Annotated in this window: 22 protein-coding genes; 10 read left to right on the plus strand and 12 right to left on the minus strand. The window is 49.2% G+C overall.

Going from position 1 to position 22,174, the window contains the following annotated elements:
* Window positions 1-8: 8 nt before the first annotated feature.
* Both BUQ98_RS13985 and BUQ98_RS13990 read left to right on the plus strand, forming a co-directional pair.
* Complete coding sequence (locus BUQ98_RS13985) at window positions 9-410, plus strand: diacylglycerol kinase (protein WP_074214415.1); 402 nt, start codon at window positions 9-11, stop codon at window positions 408-410.
* Window positions 411-483: 73 nt separating this feature from the next.
* Entirely contained in the window at window positions 484-2,313 is a 1,830-nt protein-coding gene (locus tag BUQ98_RS13990) for a DUF3413 domain-containing protein (protein ID WP_074214416.1), read from the plus strand.
* A gap of 77 nt (window positions 2,314-2,390) precedes the next feature.
* Here the strand turns inward: BUQ98_RS13990 and BUQ98_RS13995 are convergent, their stop codons facing one another.
* Genes BUQ98_RS13995 through BUQ98_RS14005 form a run of 3 tightly spaced genes read right to left on the minus strand, consistent with a single transcriptional unit; the run spans window position 2,391 to window position 4,749 of the window.
* Window positions 2,391-3,341, minus strand: a complete 951-nt coding sequence (locus tag BUQ98_RS13995; RefSeq protein ID WP_083605305.1) for a 5-oxoprolinase subunit C family protein — start codon at window positions 3,339-3,341, stop codon at window positions 2,391-2,393.
* On the minus strand, window positions 3,326-4,021 hold the full coding sequence (gene pxpB, locus BUQ98_RS14000; RefSeq protein ID WP_074214417.1) for a 5-oxoprolinase subunit PxpB: 696 nt from the start codon (window positions 4,019-4,021) through the stop codon (window positions 3,326-3,328). Before pxpB ends, BUQ98_RS13995 begins: the two co-directional genes overlap by 16 nt.
* Window positions 4,018-4,749 (minus strand): 5-oxoprolinase subunit PxpA, encoded by a 732-nt coding sequence (locus BUQ98_RS14005; protein ID WP_074214418.1) that lies wholly within the window; start codon window positions 4,747-4,749, stop codon window positions 4,018-4,020. The genes pxpB and BUQ98_RS14005 overlap by 4 nt, the downstream gene beginning before the upstream one ends.
* A 288-nt stretch (window positions 4,750-5,037) precedes the next feature.
* Here BUQ98_RS14005 and trpS point away from each other — a divergent pair, with 288 nt between their 5' ends.
* Together trpS and BUQ98_RS14015 are read left to right on the plus strand one after the other, a co-directional pair.
* Complete coding sequence (gene trpS / locus BUQ98_RS14010; protein ID WP_074214419.1) at window positions 5,038-6,075, plus strand: tryptophan--tRNA ligase; 1,038 nt, start codon at window positions 5,038-5,040, stop codon at window positions 6,073-6,075.
* Between the two features lie 221 nt (window positions 6,076-6,296).
* Entirely contained in the window at window positions 6,297-7,967 is a 1,671-nt protein-coding gene (locus tag BUQ98_RS14015; RefSeq protein ID WP_074214420.1) for a methyl-accepting chemotaxis protein, read from the plus strand.
* A gap of 75 nt (window positions 7,968-8,042) precedes the next feature.
* Here BUQ98_RS14015 and BUQ98_RS14020 read toward each other — a convergent pair whose 3' ends face one another.
* Genes BUQ98_RS14020 through BUQ98_RS14040 form a run of 5 tightly spaced genes read right to left on the minus strand, consistent with a single transcriptional unit; the run spans window position 8,043 to window position 11,538 of the window.
* On the minus strand, window positions 8,043-9,347 hold the full coding sequence (locus tag BUQ98_RS14020) for an MFS transporter (protein ID WP_074214421.1): 1,305 nt from the start codon (window positions 9,345-9,347) through the stop codon (window positions 8,043-8,045).
* 39 nt (window positions 9,348-9,386) lie between these two features.
* On the minus strand, window positions 9,387-10,079 hold the full coding sequence (locus BUQ98_RS14025) for a penicillin-insensitive murein endopeptidase (protein WP_074214422.1): 693 nt from the start codon (window positions 10,077-10,079) through the stop codon (window positions 9,387-9,389).
* Window positions 10,069-10,623: a GNAT family N-acetyltransferase gene (locus BUQ98_RS14030; RefSeq protein WP_175566337.1), complete on the minus strand. Its 555-nt coding sequence runs from the start codon at window positions 10,621-10,623 to the stop codon at window positions 10,069-10,071. Before BUQ98_RS14030 ends, BUQ98_RS14025 begins: the two co-directional genes overlap by 11 nt.
* A 49-nt stretch (window positions 10,624-10,672) precedes the next feature.
* Window positions 10,673-11,029, minus strand: a complete 357-nt coding sequence (locus BUQ98_RS14035) for an NADH:ubiquinone oxidoreductase (RefSeq protein ID WP_074214423.1) — start codon at window positions 11,027-11,029, stop codon at window positions 10,673-10,675.
* 56 nt (window positions 11,030-11,085) lie between these two features.
* Window positions 11,086-11,538, minus strand: a complete 453-nt coding sequence (locus BUQ98_RS14040; RefSeq protein ID WP_074214424.1) for a hypothetical protein — start codon at window positions 11,536-11,538, stop codon at window positions 11,086-11,088.
* Window positions 11,539-11,727: 189 nt separating this feature from the next.
* Between BUQ98_RS14040 and BUQ98_RS14045 the strand changes: the two genes are divergently transcribed.
* The 3 genes from BUQ98_RS14045 to BUQ98_RS14055 all read left to right on the plus strand — a co-directional run bounded on the left by BUQ98_RS14045 (window position 11,728) and on the right by BUQ98_RS14055 (window position 15,297).
* Window positions 11,728-12,750 carry an ABC transporter substrate-binding protein gene (locus tag BUQ98_RS14045; protein WP_074214425.1) on the plus strand — a complete coding sequence of 341 codons (1,023 nt, stop codon included), beginning with the start codon at window positions 11,728-11,730 and terminating at the stop codon, window positions 12,748-12,750.
* Complete coding sequence (locus BUQ98_RS14050) at window positions 12,751-14,586, plus strand: GGDEF domain-containing protein (RefSeq protein WP_074214426.1); 1,836 nt, start codon at window positions 12,751-12,753, stop codon at window positions 14,584-14,586.
* 168 nt (window positions 14,587-14,754) lie between these two features.
* Window positions 14,755-15,297, plus strand: coding sequence for a histidine phosphatase family protein (locus BUQ98_RS14055; protein WP_074214427.1), 543 nt, complete (start codon window positions 14,755-14,757; stop codon window positions 15,295-15,297).
* 39 nt (window positions 15,298-15,336) lie between these two features.
* Here the strand turns inward: BUQ98_RS14055 and BUQ98_RS14060 are convergent, their stop codons facing one another.
* On the minus strand, window positions 15,337-16,770 hold the full coding sequence (locus BUQ98_RS14060; RefSeq protein WP_074214428.1) for a 6-phospho-beta-glucosidase: 1,434 nt from the start codon (window positions 16,768-16,770) through the stop codon (window positions 15,337-15,339).
* 223 nt (window positions 16,771-16,993) lie between these two features.
* Here BUQ98_RS14060 and BUQ98_RS14065 point away from each other — a divergent pair, with 223 nt between their 5' ends.
* A complete protein-coding gene (locus tag BUQ98_RS14065) occupies window positions 16,994-17,878 on the plus strand; it encodes an aspartoacylase (protein ID WP_074214429.1) in 885 nt (294 codons plus the stop codon).
* A gap of 96 nt (window positions 17,879-17,974) precedes the next feature.
* Window positions 17,975-19,369, plus strand: a complete 1,395-nt coding sequence (locus tag BUQ98_RS14070) for a sensor domain-containing diguanylate cyclase (RefSeq protein WP_074214430.1) — start codon at window positions 17,975-17,977, stop codon at window positions 19,367-19,369.
* Window positions 19,370-19,413: 44 nt separating this feature from the next.
* Here the strand turns inward: BUQ98_RS14070 and BUQ98_RS14075 are convergent, their stop codons facing one another.
* The 3 genes from BUQ98_RS14075 to BUQ98_RS14085 form a co-directional block, all read right to left on the minus strand.
* A complete protein-coding gene (locus tag BUQ98_RS14075) occupies window positions 19,414-20,520 on the minus strand; it encodes an SEL1-like repeat protein (protein ID WP_074214431.1) in 1,107 nt (368 codons plus the stop codon).
* Complete coding sequence (locus BUQ98_RS14080; RefSeq protein WP_074214432.1) at window positions 20,504-20,788, minus strand: type VI secretion system PAAR protein; 285 nt, start codon at window positions 20,786-20,788, stop codon at window positions 20,504-20,506. The genes BUQ98_RS14075 and BUQ98_RS14080 overlap by 17 nt, the downstream gene beginning before the upstream one ends.
* 306 nt (window positions 20,789-21,094) lie before the next feature.
* Entirely contained in the window at window positions 21,095-21,613 is a 519-nt protein-coding gene (locus tag BUQ98_RS14085) for an Hcp family type VI secretion system effector (RefSeq protein WP_074214433.1), read from the minus strand.
* 372 nt (window positions 21,614-21,985) lie between these two features.
* Between BUQ98_RS14085 and BUQ98_RS17215 the strand changes: the two genes are divergently transcribed.
* Entirely contained in the window at window positions 21,986-22,117 is a 132-nt protein-coding gene (locus BUQ98_RS17215; protein ID WP_256359498.1) for a hypothetical protein, read from the plus strand.
* Window positions 22,118-22,174: the final 57 nt, after the last annotated feature.

Raw genomic sequence — 22,174 nt, forward strand, 5'->3', positions numbered from 1 at the left:
ATGTATTTATGGGCGCTAATACATCCCCCTCAGAAAAGCCGCGAGGGCTGATACGTATCATTAAAGCCACTGGCTATTCTTGGGCTGGATTAAAAGCGGCATATCACCATGAAGCCGCGATCCGTCAAGAAGTTGTATTATTGGCAACGGCGCTAGCCGTATTACTCTGGCTACAATTGCCTGTGATGGAATCTTTGATGATGTTCGGCGTCATTGTGTTAGTCATCATCGTCGAGCTGCTTAACTCCGCCATTGAAGCCGTGGTCGACAGAGTGGGTGAAGAGCGCCATGAGCTCAGCGGCAGAGCAAAGGACATCGGCTCTGCGGCGGTGTTTGTCAGTTTGCTTTTAGCGGGTGTGGTCTGGATTACCATCTTATGGCATCACTTTGGTGTCCAATTGATTCAATGACACATGTCGTCATACAACCCGGCAACGCGTCCATTATGTTGCCGATTGATTAACTTAACTGTGATGAGAAATCATGTCTTTTAAATCGCGACTTCAAACACACAACTGGTTCATCGCCATTAACGCCCTGGTGTTGATGGCAATAGCCAGCCGCTACTTTGCGTTTCTACCTAGCTTTCCCACTGAGCCACTTGGCATCACCTTTATCGTGGTCAGTACCTTTAGCCAAATGGCCTTACTTGCCGCCATTGTTGGCTTAGTAACACTGCCACTGCTATTGCTGCCAACCAAGGTGCGCCAACCGTTGCTCGCCTTGATTGCCTCGGTGGGTGTGATCACGCTTTTCATCGATACCATCGTATTTGCCCAGTACCGATTCCATATTAATGCCATGGTGCTAGATTTGATCCTCGCCGGGCAGATTGTCAGCTTCCCGCTCATTACTTGGCTGATGGTCATCGGTGGCGTGATGGCCTGCCTCGCCGCGCAATGGGGGCTACTGGCTGCGTTGTCGCGGACACGGTTTTCTTCCCAGCACAAAGTCGGCAAAAAGTTTGCGCTGCTCACGTTTCTTACCTTGCTTGCCACCCACGGGATTCATATTTGGGCCGCTGCCTACGCATACCAGCCCGTGACAACGGTGAAACGTTATTTGCCACTTTTCTATCCAGCCACCGCCAACAGTATGATGCGCAAAAACGGCTGGATTGATGAACAAGCTCTAGCGCGCCAAAAGGCGATGGATGTAGATCGCGAAGCCGACCTTAACTACCCGCTTTCACCATTAGAAACCATCCAGGTTGAACAACCGGTAAATATCATGTTTCTGGTGGTTGATTCATGGCGTGCGGATACCTTCAACGCCGACAACACCCCTAACCTTTGGGCGTTGGCACAAAATGGCCGTACCTATTCACATCATCTTGCGACGGGGAACGCCACCCGTACCGGCATTTTTGGCCTGTTTTATGGCATGCCTGGCACCTATTGGCACAGCTTTCTTGCCAATCAGCAATCACCGGTACTGATAGACCGCCTGCAGGCGCTCGATTATCAATTGGGTATATTTACCGCCGCGCAATTGGAAAAGCCGGAATTCAACCAAACCGTGTTTGCCAAGGTGTCCGATTTACGTAACGGCTCTGAGGGGGACTCTCCCGCCGAGCTCGACGCAGATCTCACTCAAGATTGGATCCGCTGGCACCAAAAGCGTGACCCCAATCGTCCCACTTTCTCGTTTTTGTTTTACGATGCGCCCCATGGCTATGATTTTCCTGCGGACTTTACCCCCAAGTATCAGCCGATGCTGGACGAAATTAACTATCTCAAGCTAAATAACGAGACAGACCCGACACCGTTTTTCAATCGCTACAAGACCAGCGTGCGTTACGTTGATAGTTTGGTTGCCCAAGTGGTTGAAGAGCTGAAACAAAGCGGAGAGTTCGACAATACTCTGCTGGTTATCACTGGCGATCACGGCCAAGAAATGAATGACAACCAACTGAATTTTTGGGGGCATAACAGTAACTTTACTGACCCACAAATTCACGTACCTTTCGCAATGATAGGCCCCGGCATCGAGGCAAAACAGGTCGATACCGGCAAACAACTCACCAGCCACCAAGATGTTGCGCCTACGCTGATGAAGCATTATTTAGGTGTAACGTCCGATCCAGCCAGTTACGCGATTGGTCATGACTTGCTTGCACCAAATCCCGGTCAAGATTGGGTGTTATCGTCAAACTACAGCGGCTATGCGTTAGTGACCGACGACACTATTTTAGAAGTGGGTGCGGGGGGGCAATATCAATACATGGATAACACCAACCGACCCATAGAAAACGCGTCACCTGACTTTGCACAAATGGAAAAAGCCCTCGAGCAAATCAGCCGTTTCCGCTAGTCCGTCGCTTGCGCGTTAAAGCCTATCCGTTTATGAGCCTCTGTCTTCCAGAGGCTCATCTATCCATTTTCTACAGGCTAGATCCAGTCAAAAAACTGCACAAACTCCTGCCATTGCGCCGATGCATCCGCCAGCCGCGCTGGATAAATACGCACGGCCTGACCGGGTGGCGTTTGCGCCAACATGCTCAAGCTGGCACGGGTTAAACAGCCAAGCTTAGGATAACCACCGAGTGTTTGCCGATCGTTGAGCAACACAATTGGCTGACCATCCGGGGGCACTTGCACGGCCCCGAGCGCAATGCCTTCGGAAACAATGCCCGGTTGCTTGCTCACGACGCTCGGTCCATTGAGCCGCACGCCCATACGATCACTGTGCTGATCGACCGTGTATTCACCCTCAAAAAATGCCGTAAGCGCCTCGGAGCTGAAGCTATCAAACTGATACCCCGGCAAAAGGGCTAGCGGCGTCAGGGCATTGTAGTCAGGAATAAAACGGGTCGGCACACCGCGCACCCTCGGCAACAGCGCATGCGGTCGACAAGGCAACACCTCTCCTTTGGTGAGCGCCATGCCTCCCGCCTGTTCACCTAATCCGGAATGCAGGCCGCCGAGTTGATTGCGCATCACCGTCGCGGCACTGCCAAATGCGCCATCTACCGCCAACCCGCCACGCACCGCGAGATAGGCGCGCAAGCCACGGCGCGCGTAGCGTAAACTCAGTTCATCACCCGTATTTAGCGTTAACGTCTGCCACATACCCACACGTTGACCATTGATACAAGGTTGCATGTCTGCACCGGTGATAGCGATCGAAAGGGCGTGATCAGCACGAAAACGTGCCTGACCCATGGTTATCTCGACAAGCGGTGTATTGGCGGGGTTATCGAGTAAATAATTCGCCCAAGCAAAAGCGTGGCAATCGACCGGCCCGCCTTGACTTAAGCCAAGCTGGCCCACCCCGTAGCGACCTGTGTCTTGCACCAAGCTCAATACGCCGGGGTCAAGCACCGTTAATCCTGCCACCATTGACCTCCTGCCGCGCGGTAATCAGACTCTGACATTGGCTCAAAACGGACGGTATCACCTACATCAAACGGCATCATGGGCGATTGACGGGGATTGAATAGCACCTTGGGACAGTTACCAATAATTTGCCAGCCTGCGGGCGACGCCGCCGGATACACCGCGGTTTGCTGTTGTGCAATGCCCACACTGCCGGCGGGGATCTGATGGCGAGGCGTGGTATGCCGCGGCATGGCTATCGTCTCATCCACCGACGCAAGAAAGGCAAAGCCGGGCGCGAAACCAATCGCACAGACGGTGTAAGTTCGTTGGCTGTGTCGCGCAATCACCTCTTGCTCACTCACGCCTGCAAACTCGGCGACCGCAGCCAGATCGGGCCCAACCGAAGGGTGATAATACACCGGCAATATCACGTGTTTTCCGCCCACGGCGTCGTCGGTGACTCGCAGTGATTCGCCTTGGTTCATCACCCACGTTTTCAACCTGTCTGGTGACAGTAAGCGAACATTCACTTCTACCAGAACGCTGGTGTAGGCAGGAATTAATTCAACCACACCACGGCCAAAGTGTTGGCGGATTCGCTCACACAGCGCAGATAACTGTGGAACTAAGGCAAGATCGATCTTATTGCCCAACCGGATCATTACCGTGGTTTCACTGACCTGCTCAACCTTGAGTGTCATGGTGTTAAGGCCTTTCTGAGTTGTTTTATCGCCTCGACCGATTGTGGATTATCTCCATGCACACACACCGTATCCGGCGATAGGGTGAGCGTTTGCCCCTCAAGGGTTGTCACCGTGCCATGTTGAGATAGCTGCAACACCTGCGCAATCATCGCGTTAGTGTCATCTAACACCGCGCCCAGTTGACCGCGTGGCGCTAATTGCCCTGACGCCAGATAGGCTCTATCAGCAAAGGCCTCAAAAATCAGCGGCACACCGGCTTGTTGAGCAAGCTGGCGATGCTGACGGTTATCAGGCAGTGCCAGCACCATTAATGGTGTATTGGGCAGCGTATCAGCCACCGCAGCCAACACCGCTTCAAAGCAATCATTGTCCACCATCATGGTGTTATACAGCGCACCATGGGGCTTCACATAATCAAGGCTCGCATTAAATCGCGCACAGATCCCTTGTAGCGCACCGATTTGATAGCGAACGAGGTGACTAATTTGTGCTGGGGTATGATCAATATGACGACGGCCAAAGCCCTGCTTATCGGCGTAACCGGGATGAGCACCAATACTCACATTGTGCTTTACTGCGAGTGCCACCGTGGCCGCCATCACATCAGGGTCAGAGGCATGAAAACCACACGCGATATTAGCCATATCAATCCACGGCATTAGCGCGCTATCCACCCCCATCGTCCACGCACCAAAGCTTTCACCCATGTCTGCGTTTAGTTTCATCACTCCCTCGATTTCACTGACTTTGCTTTACCTTACGGCTTTTTAACCCGCGGATAAACCAACAAAATAGTTAGGATGTGAGTCTTGTGTCGTACTCATAAGACTGATAGTTTTAACCACTATGAAAACGGTATTTGATACACACACTCTATTGATTTTTCGCACCCAGTGGTGGCGCGCGCTTTAGCGTGCCATTGAGTCTGGGTATTTATTGGCCGCCGGTAGGCAGTCAATGAGTCGTTTTCAACTTCCCTGTCTCCGTCGGCTTTTATCCTCAAGGAGACACCAATGCACACCCCCTACTCTATCGACAAAAACGCTATCGACAAAAACGACGTTATTCTGACCGGCGATCGCGCCACTGGCCGCTTACATCTTGGTCATTACAGTGGCTCACTTAGCCAACGACTTGCTTTACAAGGACAATGTGCTCAAACCATTCTGGTCGCAGATATGCAGGGATTAACCGACAATGGTCATCAACCAGGTCACGTCGCCACGCATATTTTAGGCTTGGTCGCGGACTATCTCGCGGTTGGGCTTGACCCTGATAAGGTCACAATTTGTCAGCAATCCCAACTTCCCGCGCTCGCAGAACTCACCATGTTTTATAGTAATTTAGTGAGTTACGCACGACTGGTCCGCAACCCCACGGTAAAACACGAAATCAACGACAAACAGTTTGGACAGCAAGTCCCCGTCGGTTTTTTAACCTACCCAATCAGTCAAGCTGCCGACATCACCGCATTTGGCGCTAACCTCGTGCCAGTAGGCGATGATCAACTTCCTATGATCGAGCAAACCAACGACATTGTGCGCAAATTTAATCACGTTGTCGGCGAGCCTGTATTACGCGAATGTCGTGCACTCACCAGCAAAGCATCGCGCTTGCCGGGTGTTGATGGTAAAAGCAAGATGTCAAAATCTTTGGGTAACGCCATCTATCTTAGCGATGACAATGACACAATACGTGACGCGGTACGATCCATGTACACAGACCCTCAACACCTGCGCGTCTCAGATCCCGGCCGAGTTGAAGGCAATGTCGTTTTTACCTATTTGGACACTTTCCATCCTGACGCTCAACACATCGCCGAACTCAAAGCACATTATCAGCGTGGAGGTCTGGGGGATATGACAGTGAAAAACGTGCTGACCGATAGCTTAATCTCCCTGATATCGCCCATTCGAGAACGGCGAAAAGCACTAATGAACGCCCCTGATTACTTGTCTAATGTCCTAAAAGATGGGCAAAAAAAGGCGCGTATACAGACAGACCAAACATGCCAGAGCATTAAGCGTGCGTTGGGCCTGCTTGTGGGATAAAGAGGTAAGAGGAGTGAGTGATAAATGGCTTATACTTACTTACCAGTGATGAATCAGATAGTTATCGCAATCTCTTTTGCATAACGAGTTAGACAGATGTGAAAGATTGCAAGATGTTTCCCAATCCATATCAAATAAAAGGGCTTTTTGCGCGGCAAACGGAAAAAATGTCTTCCATACTTTAGCGAAATCGAAACCACAATTAACACAAGGTATCCGGTATGTTGAAGTTAATGCTACGCGGAAAGCTCTTAGTGCTTGCCATCGTACCCTTGGTATTATCCATTCTCGTTACGTTGTTTATCACTACCTATTACGAGCGCGAGCTGGTCGAGGAGAACATTGCCACTTTTCGAACCAAATTGATTGATGAGCGAAAAATGCAGCTTCGCGAAGCCACAGAAATTGCCGCGACCGTTGTAAAAAATGCACAGCAAGCGGGCGGCGATGCTACGCAAAATGTCAAAGACGCACTTCGCGAAGTGACCTTTGGTAAGGCTGGCTACTTTTATATCTACGATAAACAAGGCAACAACGTATTCCATGCCTTAAAGCCAGAGCTAGAAGGCCGGTCCTTGATCAATCTTACTGATCCCAAGGGCAACAAAATTATCGTGGGTCTGCTCGAAGCAGCGCAAAGCGGTGATGGCACCTTCACCTACCTCTATCAAAAGCCGGGTACCGATGAACTGATCGAAAAGATTGGCTATGCCGATATGGTCAATAACGGCCAATGGATGTTAGGGACAGGGGCGTACATTGACGATATTGAGGCGCGGGTTGCCGATTTCCGTGAAAATGCAGAGGAAGCATTGGCGGCACAAACTGCGCGCATGGTCATTGCGGGTATTCTTATTCTGATCATCACTTTCGTTGCTGTCGCGCTTGTTGCCCAACGAATGTCGACGCCGGTAAAAGATATGCTGGACAACCTCAATGATATTGCCGACGGGGATGGCGACCTTACCCAGCGCCTGAAAATTAAAGGCGGTGACGAAATTGCCCTGCTGGGGGATGCATTTAACCGCTTTATTGACAAGCTTCAAACCACCATCCGCAGCGTGGTCGAGGTCACTGAAAAAGTAAGCCAATCTGCCAATGATATAGATAGCCAAGCCGCACAGTTTGCTAGCCAATTACAAACGCATGATAACGAGACCGAGCAAGTAGTGACTGCGGTGACCGAAATGAGCTCTGCCGCACAAGAAGTCTCTCAAAGTGCCACACAAGTTGCAGATGCCACCAGTGCCGCCACCGGTGATGCTCGTCAGGCACAAGACAAAGTCGAGTTTTCAATCAACTCAATGAAAACACTTGTGGAGCAAATGAATACATCGAGTAATAACGTTGATTCGCTCAACGAGCAGTCTCATAAAATCACCGGTGTGCTCTCTGTGATTGGTGACATTGCCGAACAAACCAATCTATTGGCATTGAATGCGGCGATTGAGGCTGCACGGGCCGGAGAACAAGGCCGAGGCTTTGCGGTGGTCGCTGACGAGGTGAGAACACTCGCGAGCCGTACGCAAAAGAGCACTCACGAAATTCGAGAGATGTTGGATGAGCTGCAGTCTTATGTGAATCAGGCCGTAGAAGGTATGAAGCAAAGTAACGACACCTGTCAGCAAACCTCAGAGGCCTCAAACGAAATTGGTAGTGGGATCGATTCGGTGAGTAATGCGATCACCCAAATCAATGACATGACCACCCATATTGCTTCTGCTGCCGCAGAACAAACCACGGTTACCGAGGATATCCACCGTAATTTGATTTCTATCCGAGATATTGTTAGCCAATTACTTAGTGCCAGTAATGACTCCGCACACACTGCGTCAGACTTAAATAATTCAGGCGATGAGCTAAAACGCTTAGTCGGCCAGTTTAAGGTCTAGCAGTGCATGTTCACAATCAAGGCGCTGTGTTTACACACGCCTTGATTATTTAAAGGAGAAGCACTAAATAGTCATTTAGCGTTCGACTTCTGGGAGCATACGCGCCATATATGCCCCTAATAAGCCTAACACGGACAACACCGAAATCACGGCCATAACCCCCCATTGGCTCAACCACGCAGTCACCGCGCCCATTAAGAGCAAGACCAAACCAATTAACGTATTACTCACCGACACATAGTCGGTACGCTGATTGCCCTCTGCCATATTCACGATGTAAGTTTTGCGCCCCAACCTCACCCCTTCGTGGGCAATAGTGAGCACAAAATACACGCAAGGTAAGACAATAGCTGATGAGAACAAAGCGGGATACCATTGACTGATACTGACCACCACCAGCCCCAATAACGCCGTCACCACGGCAGCCATTATCATCACTTGGCGGCTGGAGCGATCGGCAAACAGTCCCCAAAAAGGTGCCGACAACAAACTTGCAATACCGCTAATCGCAACAAAGCTTGCGGTGGTGATCGCCAGCGCTTGACTATGCTGACTGGCTAACAGCACATAATAGGGCGCGGATAGGGCCGAACAGAGTAACAGTGAACGGGTGATCACAAAGTGGCGTAGCCGCCTATCATCCACCAATAAACGCAGTTTAGAAAGCGCATGCGTGAGCGCATTGGCTCCGCCTTCTGTGGCCCCTTCGTATTCATCAACTTGGCTGTAAAACGCTGCGGCAATCCACCAAAGCACCGCACCGAACGCCAACAGCGCGCAATAGACCCACACATGTTGCTGATCCGAGACACTGAATAATCCGATACCGGCTGCAATCGTCACAGCCCCCGCCAAGCTTGACGACCATCCATTCAAACGTCCTCGTTGCGGCTTAGGAATGGTTTTCCCTAACACATCTTTCGAAGCGACCGAGCACAAGCCTCGCGCCAGACTAAATACCACCAGCAAGCCAACAATGCTCCAGCCGGCTACTTGACCGGTTAACAGCAACGCTGCGATGGCCATTGCTAGGATACACGCCCCTTGAATGACAGAGCCCGCCACCCATGCCCACTTACGTACCGCAAATTGGCGGACATAACCGGCGATACCCAACTGAGGCACTAACGAGCCCGCCTCTCGTATTGGCACCAATAAACCAATTAACGCCAAGGGGGCGCCAACCGCGGTGAGCAGCGCTGGCAAGACAATTTTCGGGTTAGATACCGCGTCGCCAATTTTGGTGAGTCCTTGGCTAACGATGATGCGGAAAAAATTGCCCGGAACCTCACGACACGCACTGCCATCAATGTCTTTACAGGCACGCGCATCTTCTTCATTAAAAAGCTTTTGGTGTAAGTCATCCGCTAGTTTGTGCACACTTTCTCCCAGTCTTTTCTTTTTGTTTTTATTCTGCCCTTATTGGCAAGGCACGGCAAAATCAACGTGATAATGTTCATCATGGCGAACCCAAGACCGCCGCGTTAAAAACTGAATATGTTGCTTTAAATACTGCCCATACGGGGTATCGTACAGTGCCGGCTGAAGAGTTGGATCAAAGATAACACGCCAAAGATCATAGCCACGACGCGTCGCTTCTCGGTGTAACGCCACTATGTGTGCGGCCATGGCGGTGTAATCAATGTGCTTGTCTTGGTATTGACCATTCCCATCAAACTCAATGCTGTAGCCAAATTTATTGAGTAGATGAGTCGGCAGATGAACCGATCGCCCCTCGGCATCGACGACCGGTGTCATAAAATCAACCGATAAGCCATTTCTATGGGTTTTATGCGGTTTGAACTGACCACCTGACTCAAAGCCCGTTTCAGCATATTGATATACTTTGTCTGGCTGCTCCGCCTCCAAAGACTGATACGATGCCACGATGATGTCACGCACTGCGGAGTGAACATAGGTTCGCCCGGCCCAACGCGCAATCAAGCTGTAGCCTATGAAATTCGCCCCGTCACTGGGCAACTGTACCCCATTGGCTAAATGACCATTCGACGTAGTGCCATGACAGGTACTTTGCTGCGCAGTGCCCGCCAATGGAAACAACAAACAAAAAACGGAAAGAATGAACGATAGGTACCGGCGATTAATTAGCATGGTCTGCCTGCCAGCTGGGCTTCGATATCGCGTATAAGACATGCGTTGCGAGCGGATGATCTGCCGCCAAATGAGGATGCGAAAAGGTAAAGGGGGCCGTTGGTGCCATCCCGAGTTTTTTCATCACTGCTTGTGAGGGCAGGTTACTCTCGGTGGTAAACGCATAAATCGCCGGAAGCTCAACGTCCTCAAAGCCGATGGCGAGTGCTTTTTGTGCCGCTTCAGTGGCATAGCCTTTTCCCCAATGTGGCGACGCTAAACGCCAGCCAATTTCAACAAACGGCTGATGGCCGAGATCGAAGGTGGGACGGTTTAACCCCACAAAGCCAATGAATTCCCGTGTTTCCGTCAGTTCTACCGCCCAAAATCCGAACCCATTATCCGCCAGTTTGGATTGAATATGCGCCGCCATTGCATCGCTTTGGGCGGGTGAGAGCACACTGGGAAAATAGCGCATGACATCGGGGTCTTGATTGAGTGCCGCAAAAAGGGGCAAATCGGACGCTTGCCATGCGCGTAACGTCAGTCGCTTCGTTGAGTACATCACCAATACCATTCCTCATTAACGATCATACTGCACACCATCGGGCCTGTTATTGTAAGTCTTTATGGCGCAAGCGCGTGAGCCAATATTCACGATAGCGAAAATAGCAATAGGTCGAGGCAAACAGGAAAAACAGATAGGAAAGCGAAAATACCAAGGGAGAGGAGATCAACGCATGTTTTAACCCGAGCAGTACACCCGCCACCGTCACTGCAATCTTAGCGACCACCCCGAGCAACAACAAAAACAACGCAAACTGCGGGTAATGACTGCTACGAAACGTGATCCAATAACAAGCGCCGACTGCCGTGCTGGCAACACCCAGTCCAAGGAGATAAGAATGAAAGTGCTCACCCGCCAACACACCGCCGACGATGCTTAGCACGAGAAGAAGAATAAATGCCATATTTCCTGCCTTTTTCTCTATTATGCCACTGGTGGACTAAGGGTGAGAGTGAAGGCTTAAGAGAGTGCGATCTTGCTTGCAGGCTCTATGCATTCGGCTGAAACAGATGGTTGACGCTTTGCCATCGGGGCGCCATAACGTTGATTGAGGGCATCAACAGTGACAACTTGGCCTTGGCGTCGTATACGTGCTCTGGTGCCTAAGTCGACATCGATCAGGCTTATCTGGTTATCATTACCATCCATATAGTGAAAGCTTTCAATCGCCAAATCGACGATTCGAAACTCTCGGCGTCGTACACATAGGCAAGACACCCAAATCTTGGCAGCTAGTACCTGCATTGGTGACTCCGCACGCACAGCAAAACGCCATCCCTCCCCGTCACCATAAAAGTCCATGGGGAAGTACCGTTTAAATTTCTTTTTATCGTTATAAGATTTCATCACATTGTCGTCGTTAAGTTGGCCACTATGAATGACATCATGTCCACCATTGCAATGATGCCGCATCAGTCTTTCCTTGCCTAATAAAATTTACGTGACGCTAGGCCAACACTCAAACGGATAAGACAATATGATAAAGCCACCACAATCAAACGTATACAAATGCGCTATCCTAAATAGGTTCAATGAATAACATAGGCACAGTATCAAGAAATGCGAAGAAGATTGTTTATTTGGCTTATGGTGTCGATGTGCATGATGATTAATATGATAGCCAATGCGGATCAAAGCCCAACGCGAGTGCTGTTTATCAACCCTGGTTATGCCACTGAAAGCTTCTGGTACGACGTGGATGAATACACCAATGCTGCTGCCACCGCATTAGATATTGACTTGACGATCCGCCATGCAGACCGCAATCACTTCGTCGTGCGCCAAATCCTGGCTGCAACCTTGAGTAAGCCAAACCATCCTGATTACATCATCCTTGTCAATGAGAAGCTGGCTGCTAAAAAGCTGTTACCAATACTGAAAAGATACCCGATTTATATCCAGTTTATTCTGAATGATGTGGATGAGCAGACTAAAACAGCGCTTTACCAAGACCCACATTGGCAACAGTACTTATTGCCAAGCATTATTCCTAACAACCACGCGATAGGCTACGCAATCGCCCAAGCCATGGTGCAAGCAAGCGATAATGCGCCCGGCGAAGCTATCATGATTTCAGGTGATCTCACCACACCCGCATCGGTACAACGCGAAGCGGGTGGCAAGCGCTTTTTCATTGACCACTCAGACATTACCTTGCACCAAGTCGTTCATGGTCAGTGGGATGAATCCATCAGTTACGAGCAAATGGGTACATTGTTACAGCGCTACCCTGATGTTCGCTATGTATGGACCGCCAATGACCATATGGCATTTGGCGCAATAAAAGCAGCCAAAGAAGCGGGGAAAACACCCGGTGATGACATTTTTTTTGCGACGGTGAATACGTCCAAGAAAGTACTCTCTCTACGTGAGCAAGGCGATATTTCAGCGCTTGGTGGCGGGCATTTTACGGCTGCAGGCCTTGCATTAAGCCATATCTATGCGCACGATAATGGCTGGGATATTCCGAAAAGATGCAAAGAGCAGCTATTTCGTTTAATCAAACCCAACTCTCTCTTTTTTTCACAATTGCGCAAACAGGCATGGCATGAGATCCCATTTCTAAAAATGGCCCAACAGACCGAAAATTATTGTGCATTCACATCAACCCCAATGGATAACTAAGTGACAAAACGCGATATAAACTTACATGGTCTTCAAACTCGCGTTGCCTGTATCGTGCTCGCGATCAGTTTATTGTTTGCGGTCGGGACCACCCTGACACAAATGTATATTAACTATCAGCGCGCACTCACCACCACGACGCAATTGGTAGAAAACCGAAGCCAAAACGCCACTCGCGTCATTAGCCATGCCCTCTGGGTCGTTGATTTAGAACTCGTGCGCCAGAGTGTAAAAGGGTTATCGATGATCCCCACCGTTTGCCGCGTCGCGGTGAAAGGGTTTGATGGGACTCATATCACCGAGGTCAATCATAACGGTGAAGGCTGTGATGGCAACCAGCAGTCTTTATTGACGGTTCAAGACAATAATATCGGCACTCTGAATATTGTCATCGACCGCAGTGAAGTCAAGCGTGAAGCCTTGAGCAGTGCGTTACCGGTGGCTACTGTACATTTTGTCGAAACACTCACTATTACCTTGCTTATCCTCTGGATTCTAAATCGCCTGTGCTCTCGGCCTCTTAAACAGCTTTCAAGCGCACTGGACTACTATCAAGCAGACAAAGCCAACCAAACCAGTGTTCCCATTCAATTGATCCAACGGAATGATGAAATTGGTAACGTATCGCGCTCGATCAATGCGATGCAATCACGCATCAGGGATGATCTATTACAAAAACGCAGTACGGAACGTGAACTTCGCCAACATCAAACGTTACTCGAAGAGCAGGTTGAGCAACGGACGAAAGCGCTGAATTGGCAATCTAACGCCAGCTCATTACTGGCTGATATCTCAATTCAATTTTTGCGCGCAGACTCTCAACATATCACCGAGGACGTGGAGCTTATTTTCCCCAAAATGGCCTCCCTACTGGGTGTTGAGGCAATCGGCTGGTATGCCTTTGATGCCTATCGCGCCAAACGTCGTTGCTATTGGCCTACAGACGTCGAATTTGCACCAGAGACGGTCGATTTAAGCGACATGCATATGATTAAACGATGGCTCGCGGATATAGACACGCTAGTGGTTCCCCATGTGGGACAACTGGGTGATGATGCCATCAACGAGCGCTCATGGTTACGCCAACGACACATCCTTTCGTTTGCCGCATTCCCCCTGACAGATGGACGGAAAAGTTTTGGGATGATCACTGTTGCGAATCGTCAATTACCGTTTATTTGGGACAACAGCAAAACGCTGCTCCTCAAGCGTTTCGCGACCGCAATCAGTGAAGTCATGATCCGCGAGCGTAATCATTTTGCGATGGAAGAACTACAGGAAGAACTGATCATCGCCAACGAAAAACTAAAAGTACAAGCAGAAACCGATGATCTGACTCGCTTGAGCACCCGCCGACCCTTTAAACGCGAGCTGAAAAACCATATTTATGATGGCATTGAGAGTGGGTTACCCGTTGCAGTCATGATGATCGATATCGACCATTTTAAAGCGTACAACGATGAGTATGGACACCTGCAAGGCGATGAAGTACTTACGAAGATTGCGCGTGTCTTGCTCACACAAACCGAAGCCTATCAAGGCTCGGTAGCTCGATTTGGTGGTGAAGAGTTTGCTATCACGCTCCCGACACAGTATGCATCCCAGCTAAACACACTGGCCGACGGCATTCGCGATGACATCGCCGAACTTGCCCTGACTCATGTAAAAAATCCAGATGGTGATGTCATCACGGTCAGTATTGGCGGCATCGTGACATACCCCTCCAATGAGACCAGTGACTCTTATTTATTAGAAATGGCAGACCAACGGCTTTATCAAGCCAAAGAAGAAGGGCGTGACCGAATTAATATTCTTGATCAAAGAGAAGAAAAATAGCGAGCTTGCTCACGTCATACTCCCCGTGGCTCTGGAGAATCATGACAGCACGATGACGGTATGCTACAACCCCAATACTGTGGCATGCAGGTAAGCATTGCCCTTCGCACACCGATCTCGCTGAATGAACATAATAAAAATCGCCTCGAATCTAGAAAAGGAAGCCCGATGAAAGTCGTCTTTGTCCGCCATGGGAAAACCGATTACTCTTTGGCTGACGCCCGCCAAATGAGCCAGTTAGAAAAAGACTACGCACCGCTGCAACGCGCTTGTATTCCAGAGATCCAAGCGTTGGCAAACCACCCAAGTTTGCAACAAGCAGATATCATTCTTTCCTCTCCTTATACACGTGCCCTCCAGACGGCGGAAATCCTCAATCGACAACTGCAAAAAGATCTTTTTGTCGAACACGATTTGCGCGAATGGCAAGCAGACATAAAGGGTAGCTATATTCCTCTTTCGGAACGTGATCGACGCTGGGTCGAGTATAGAGAGTTGTTTGCCAACGGAAATGAAGTGACCAATGCAGGTTATGAGTCCGCCACCGCGTTGTATCGCCGAGTGACATCCGTGCTCGACACCTACCAAGACTACAATACAATTGCGGTTGTTGCCCATTTTAACGTCATTGAGAGCTTGGTCGGTTATCGTGAGCAGGGGATAGAGTATGGAGAAGTGATCGAAGTGGACTATCAGCCTAGCTTAGGCTAACAAAAATGGGACGGCAACACCGTCCCATAACATCAACCGCTAATCGGGCAGCAGCCCATTATTCTGAATCACGTGTTGATACCAGTAAAAGCTCTTTTTGCGATGGCGAGAAAAGTCGCCACTACCGTCATCATGGCGGTCAACATAGATGAAACCATAGCGTTTACGGTATTCACCCGTCGTGAACGAAACACAATCGATGCAGCCCCATGGGGTGTAGCCAATCACATCAACACCATCGTGCCAGATAGCTTCACCAAGAGCCTCGATATGCTGTGATAAATAGCTGATGCGGTAATCATCATTGATTTCCCCCGAGGTTTCACGCTTATCTGTCGCGCCAAGCCCATTTTCCACCACAAAAATCGGTTTTTCGTAACGCTCATACAGCTCAGAAAGCGCAAAGCGTAGACCTTTGGGATCAATTTGCCAGCCCCAGTCCGAAGCGGGTAGATGCGGATTCAATCGGCTTGCAGTGAATAAAGCATTTTCATCTTCTTCTGGCGGATTGGCATCTACGATATTCGTCATGTAGTAGCTGATCGCCAAAAAGTCCGCACAGCCGTTTTTAAGAATCGTTGCATCCTCTTGATGCATGTTGACCTCGATCCCTTTGCTGGCCCATTGCGGCCAAACATAGTGTGGGTAGTGGCCTCGCAACTGCACATCGCTGCATAAATATTTGTCACGCATCGCTTGCTGTGACGCCAACATATCATCAGGGTGACAACTCGCCGGATACAACGGCATCATGTGGATCATGCTACCTATTTTAAAATCCGGATTAATCACATGCCCTAGAGCCACCACTTTGGCACTGGCCACGAATTGATGATGAAGCACCTGGTAGAGCATCTGCTCGGGGTGATCGTGCTCGGTAAAAACCACACCTGAATTACAATAGCCAAATAGCGGATAGTCCCAGTTGAGCTGATTATTGATCTCGTTAAAGGTAATCCAATAGGTGACTTTATCGCGATACCGCGTCAGTACCGTTTCACAAAACCGCACGAAGAACTCAACCACATCTCGATGAGCCCAGCCCCCGTATTGGGTGACAAGGTGCTGAGGCATCTCAAAATGAGAAAGCGTAATGACAGGTTCAATCCCTTTCTCTAATAGGTAGTCAATAAGGTCATCATAAAAGGCAAGGCCTGCTTCATTCGGCGTGAGCTCATCACCAAGAGGAAATATTCTCGACCACGCGATAGACGTACGAAAACACTTAAAACCCATTTCTGCAAATAAATCAATATCTTCACGGTAGCGATGATAAAAATTCACGGCATCATGGTTTGGATAGGCTTCATGTTCTTCAACACGCTGGGTAATTTTGCGCGGGGTACCATGGGCACCTTTAGTCAACACATCCACAATGCTGACGCCTTTACCGCCGCAAACCCATCCCCCCTCAACTTGGTGAGCCGCCACCGCGCCACCCCATAAAAAATGTTCAGGAAATACCGTTTTCATTGTTCACCTCTTTGTATCGTCTCCCGCTAGGCTAACGATTTCCACTCAGCTGAAGTGTGAACTGACTCGAAAAAGCATAGGGGCTACACTATCAAACCAATACTGATTTGAATAAAAGAACATTAAAAACGAAAATTTATGCTGTTAACCTATCGAGTGGTTAGTGCTAAGCTGTCTGAATAGACAAGTCCATGCGATTATTCTTCACCTATCAGGAGCTTTCATGAGTCGGTTTAGTAACGTTGCCATTGTTGGTGGCACCCACGGTAACGAGTTTAGCGGTATTTACGCACTGAAACAGTGGCAATCCAATCCAACAATCACAGCCCGCGATAGTTTTTCCACCGAACATGTGTTTGCTAACCCCTCTGCTTATAGCGCCAACAAACGCTATGTAGACTGCGACCTTAACCGCCAATTCGACCCTCAACTGCTGGCTGATTACAGCTTGGCAAACTACGAGCAAAGTCGCGCTAAAGCCCTAAACCAACAATTAGGCCCTAAAGGGGATCCGCGCGTCGATTTTATTATCGACCTGCATAACACCACCAGCAACATGGGACCCACACTGATACTCTTGACACTTGATACGTTCAATAAGCAGCTCGCCGCTTACATTAGTGAGCGTATGCCCGATGCAGTTATTTTAGTCGAAGATCATATAGAGCCTATTCAGCATGCATTTTTATGCTCGATCGGTAAACAAGGGGTGATCGTTGAGGTGGGTCCACAGCCCCAATCGGTGCTGCGTCATGATGTAATGGAATCGATGCAAGAAATGACGACACACATTTTGGACTTCGTGCATCTATTTAATATTGATAAGGTGCCAGCACTGCCTAAAAATGTCACCGCGTACCGTTACAAAGAGACACTACATTTACCACAAAATGAGCATGGAGAGCGGATTGGTATGGTTCACCAACACGTTCAAGACAAAGACTTTCAGCCGATAAAGCCCGGTGACCCACTGTTTATGTGTTTTGATGGCAACGAATTAACATGGCAAGGCGACTACACGGCCTATCCGCACTTCATTAATGAAGCCGCCTATTACGACAATAATATTGCGATGTCGATGGCTGAAGTATTTACTTTCTCAGTATAATCCACGTCACAGCATGGCCGACTCAGCCACGGGGGGCACACTTGCTGGGATTTGTACTACGCTTACTCTAGCTAAGTAGACGTATAGAGCCCAGCAGTGAACGAGTCCACCGACCAATATCAGCATATTGCCACCATCCTGCCCTCACTTTTTCGCCATCTCGATACGGCGGTGGTTATCGCTGACACAGAGCGCCGTATCCAGTTTTTTAACCCACAAGCAGAAGCCCTGTTCGGTTGCGGCCTAGCGGATGTCAAAGGCGCTAGCACGCGTATTCTTTATGCTGAACAAGAGGACTTTATCGCAACAGGTAAAGACCGCTTTAACACAGAGGCCGTGCATACCTACTACGACACTTATGTGGTGAGGTATAAAACCGCTAATGGCCATGTATTTTTGGGTGAAACACATGGTGGCCCAGTATGCGATGAGCAGCAAGTCATCACCATGTATGTGGCTTTTATTCAAGACATTAGCACCCGCGTAGAAGTAGAGTCCACGCTCAACCAACTCCACTCAATCACTTCAGCACGCAATTTAGATTTTTGCCGGCGCGTCGAGCGCATTCTCTCTCTCGGTTGTAAACACTTTAACTTACCTATTGGCATACTCAGCCAAATTCATGGTCAGCGCTACACCGTGCAATATGCACAGCACCCTGATAATGCATTACATCCTGGCCAGGTGTTCGATTTAAAGAAAACATACTGTTGCCACGTTTACGAGGCCAATGAGGCGCAAGGGTTCCATCATGTTGCGCAGAGCAACATCAAAACGCACCCCTGCTACGAGCAGTTCGGCCTTGAGGCCTATATCGGCGCCCCAATCTTTATTGATGGCGAGCGCTATGGCACGTTAAATTTTTCAAGCCCTGAACCGAGTCGCCCCTTTGTCTCCCAAGACTATGAACTGGTGAGGCTCTTTGCCGAATGGGTCGGCCACGAGTTGGCTCGCTTAAGAGACTGGGAAGCGCTCGAACAAGCTCAGCAACTTTTGGAAATTCAGGCAAATACAGATTCGTTAACACAGCTCTACAACCGGCATTATCTTACCAACATACTGATTAAAGAGCTGGCACGTTGCGAACGTTATAAAAACGCACTGACTCTTGCTATTGTTGATTTTGACAATTTCAAGCATTTGAACGATAGCTATGGCCACCGAGCAGGCGATATCGCGCTGCAGCGATTTGGGAACATCGTCAGAGAGGAATCACGGACCAATGACATTTATGGTCGCTGGGGAGGGGAAGAGTTTTTGTGTTTACTTCCAGAAACTAACCTTGGCGGCGCTGAAGTAGTATTACAGCGTCTCGTGAGCCGAGTACATGCCGAAGTTATCCATGTAGAAGGTCAAACAATCCGTTTCACTATTAGTATCGGTTACACACGCTTTATATCCGGCGATACTCAAGATACGATTATTCATCGCGCCGATACGGCACTCTATCTGGCCAAAGAAAACGGCCGAAATCGGATCGAGAAACAATGAGTCGTCGATTTAGCCGTTTATTGATGAAATAAAAACGTTAATGATTAATTAACTGCCTTAGAGGCGGTATTACTCTTCACCGTCGTCTTTTGCCAATAGCGATCGTAGTAGAAAAACACATGCGCTTTGCGTAATGCAGCCGCTCTATGTTCGACCTCTTCAATAGTCTCGTTTGACACCCGAGAGGAAGCCAGCTCAAACTGTTCCATTGCCTGCTCCCTCAAGGTCACGAACCGTCCTTGACCGACCACATCTAAGTACGCAGAGAGATAAACGAGTCCATCAGTGTATTCAACGTCTTCAGGCGTGTAGTTTGTAGTATAAAGGCGCCCTAGTGCAGCAAGTGACATGAGGTCACCTTGCTCAATGGCTTTTTTTCTCCACTCAACGGCTTTAGGGCTTTCCCCTCGGCGGATGAAATCGCGATATAAGCTTTTCGTACCTGGAATCCCACCGGCGTTAGCAATCTGCTTTTTCACCTCAGCAGCCGCATCAAGGCGAGAGCTTGGGAAAATATAAAAGCCGCGCTCAGCCAGTTCTATTTGCGATGCTTTATGTAACAAGGCATCAACATCATTCGCCGCAATCGCTTCTTCTAAATACCGCTCGGCTTTCTCTTTGTCCGTTGAATAAGTGTACTGATACAGACTGAAGGCAGCATCTTCAGGCGCATCCTCATACCAAGCTGCTAGCGCCTCTTCATACTTATAACGCCAAATAGTACGATGATTGACTGACAACCACTCTCCTTTTTCGACTAAGAGTTTCATGGCCGGAATATAGTCCGCTTTGGCTGCCCGAGTGAGATATTGCTGCGCATCCGGCGAATAATCCAGCTTTTTACCATCATCACTGATAAGCACAGCGTATAAGTAGGCCGCTGGAACAATACCCTCATCGGCAGCGGCTCTTAAATATTTTTCAGCACGCTGGTAATGAAATTGCGCCCGAGATAAACGTCCGTGCTCAAACAAGGCTTGAGGGGCCATCGCCTGGATATCATAGTCATCAACGATTTTCTCAACCGGTTCTAGTGACACAAAGGGGTTGGCTTCTACCTCAACCTGTTCAGCGAAAGACTGCCCACTCGCAACAAGCAAAAAGATATATAAACTGACTTTTAATCGTGACGGCTTAACCAATGTTGACACTCGAACCTCCTGAAATTACGCCGCCACAGCTTATGGCATCACCAATTCGTGCGGCAGGCTTGCCATCAATATTGACACTGCCAGAACCTGCATTCACCGCTCGCCCATGCGGCGGGTGCTTAGGTTTACTATGCTGTGCAAGTGGATCTCCCTTGCGAACCGCTGGTATACCATCAACTTTTACCGTTGAAGATCCCGCGATAATGGGCGTAGGTGGAAAGCCATCATGCGCAGTTCCCACATGACCAACAAGTGCAGCTTTTGACATATATTCCTCAATTTCTAAATACTAACAATAAACGACTAAGGATTGTTCTCCGAGCACGGAGACTGAGTGTGTTTTCCTTGATAGCCCGAGCTACCACCGACAGTTACCGTAATCTCCGTCCCAGCATCAAGCACGACATTTGCTCCTGCTTTGAGATACACCTCACGCCCCACCATCGTGGTGAAGCAGCTATCGGTTGCTTGTTTACCCTGATACGTTCAGCCAGACCCTGCCGTCTGCTGGCTCAACGCACCACAGCCCGCCCGTAAAGGCAGGCTGTTTGTGTCTTCATGTCGCCATGAAAGATTAGGCTTCGATTGGCTTGCGCCAGTCGTCTGAGCCTGAGGTGCCTGCGTTGACGTGGTCCCACGTCACTTTGCGGTAAGACATCGACACGGTCAGGTTCTGGGTGAAGTCTGACTTCGCCGGGTCTTGGCAATGGGGCATCTCGCAGTGAATGTCCACAATCGAAGCGCTTTCCAGCTTGGTGGTAAAGAAGTTTTCTTGTTTACCTTCAATCGAGGTGCGGTACCACTTCAGCTCAACCGTTGACATCTTCTCGCCGGACGCCAGTGCGTTATAAAGCAACGGCACCGCTTTGTTGAGCGCAACGGTGAATTTAAATGGCTTGTGCACACGTTGGCCTGATGGCTGACCAGACTGAGGGTCAGTCGGCACGGTCACATTGTGGTTAAACTGTTGTACCAGCATCTCGTCTTCGTGGCCTTCTACAAAGGCATCACCGATAGAATCCGCGGTGCAGGCACCGGCAGTAATTAAACCCTGAGTTTCACCTTCAATCGAGATATAACATGGCGTTGGCATAATCGCTCCTGTCTATGTAATGGGATAGCAACACCACCGCGGTGGTATCGCGTGTTCGCCACCCTACATTGCGAAATGCATGCCAGTTTTTTTATTGTTGTAATTCAATATTTTAAACGATGACTGACCAATTTTTTGCACGTGCCAAGCAACTTCTTGCCAAGCCAAGCAAAAAGTTGCTCAGCCAGCAGGCTAACGAGCCTGTATTTATGTTGTCATTTCCATCGCCATTTTTTTGAACCCACTTTGCATTGTTGGAGGGTATATCCCACCAATAATCTACTACGAGCGCTGTTTGCGCGCCCAGTGGATGTAGTCTTGGATCACTGGTTCAGCAAGCAAAAGGTCGAGGCTGTGTAATGCGCGCCCCAGGTGTTTTTCACTGAATTGGCGATGGATAAAGGCGTGGCAACGTCGACACACCCAAATACCTTGCTCACGCATGTGAAGGCGGGAAAAGCGTTTGGTGAACCATTTGTTGTGATGGCAGTTTTTGGGGATTAAATGATGGAAAGTCAGCGGCCTTGGGTGCTGACACAGTACACAGGGCGTTGAAGGAGG

This window comes from Salinivibrio sp. ES.052 (genome assembly GCF_900141775.1).
Classification (GTDB): domain Bacteria; phylum Pseudomonadota; class Gammaproteobacteria; order Enterobacterales; family Vibrionaceae; genus Salinivibrio.

Bases quoted from the DNA above. Each gene is read 5' to 3' on its own strand.
- BUQ98_RS14065 (WP_074214429.1), top strand. From the start codon at position 16,994: ATGAGTCGGTTTAGTAACGTTGCCATTGTTGGTGGCACCCACGGTAAC.
- BUQ98_RS14015 (WP_074214420.1), top strand. From the start codon at position 6,297: ATGTTGAAGTTAATGCTACGCGGAAAGCTCTTAGTGCTTGCCATCGTA.
- BUQ98_RS14060 (WP_074214428.1), bottom strand. From the start codon at position 16,770: ATGAAAACGGTATTTCCTGAACATTTTTTATGGGGTGGCGCGGTGGCG.
- BUQ98_RS14055 (WP_074214427.1), top strand. From the start codon at position 14,755: ATGAAAGTCGTCTTTGTCCGCCATGGGAAAACCGATTACTCTTTGGCT.
- BUQ98_RS14030 (WP_175566337.1), bottom strand. From the start codon at position 10,623: ATGTACTCAACGAAGCGACTGACGTTACGCGCATGGCAAGCGTCCGAT.
- pxpB (WP_074214417.1), bottom strand. From the start codon at position 4,021: ATGACACTCAAGGTTGAGCAGGTCAGTGAAACCACGGTAATGATCCGG.
- BUQ98_RS14035 (WP_074214423.1), bottom strand. From the start codon at position 11,029: ATGGCATTTATTCTTCTTCTCGTGCTAAGCATCGTCGGCGGTGTGTTG.
- BUQ98_RS13995 (WP_083605305.1), bottom strand. From the start codon at position 3,341: ATGGTGGCAGGATTAACGGTGCTTGACCCCGGCGTATTGAGCTTGGTG.
- BUQ98_RS14080 (WP_074214432.1), bottom strand. From the start codon at position 20,788: ATGTCAAAAGCTGCACTTGTTGGTCATGTGGGAACTGCGCATGATGGC.
- BUQ98_RS14005 (WP_074214418.1), bottom strand. From the start codon at position 4,749: ATGAAACTAAACGCAGACATGGGTGAAAGCTTTGGTGCGTGGACGATG.
- BUQ98_RS14085 (WP_074214433.1), bottom strand. From the start codon at position 21,613: ATGCCAACGCCATGTTATATCTCGATTGAAGGTGAAACTCAGGGTTTA.
- BUQ98_RS13990 (WP_074214416.1), top strand. From the start codon at position 484: ATGTCTTTTAAATCGCGACTTCAAACACACAACTGGTTCATCGCCATT.
- BUQ98_RS14040 (WP_074214424.1), bottom strand. From the start codon at position 11,538: ATGCGGCATCATTGCAATGGTGGACATGATGTCATTCATAGTGGCCAA.
- BUQ98_RS14045 (WP_074214425.1), top strand. From the start codon at position 11,728: ATGATGATTAATATGATAGCCAATGCGGATCAAAGCCCAACGCGAGTG.
- BUQ98_RS14025 (WP_074214422.1), bottom strand. From the start codon at position 10,079: ATGCTAATTAATCGCCGGTACCTATCGTTCATTCTTTCCGTTTTTTGT.
- trpS (WP_074214419.1), top strand. From the start codon at position 5,038: ATGCACACCCCCTACTCTATCGACAAAAACGCTATCGACAAAAACGAC.
- BUQ98_RS13985 (WP_074214415.1), top strand. From the start codon at position 9: ATGGGCGCTAATACATCCCCCTCAGAAAAGCCGCGAGGGCTGATACGT.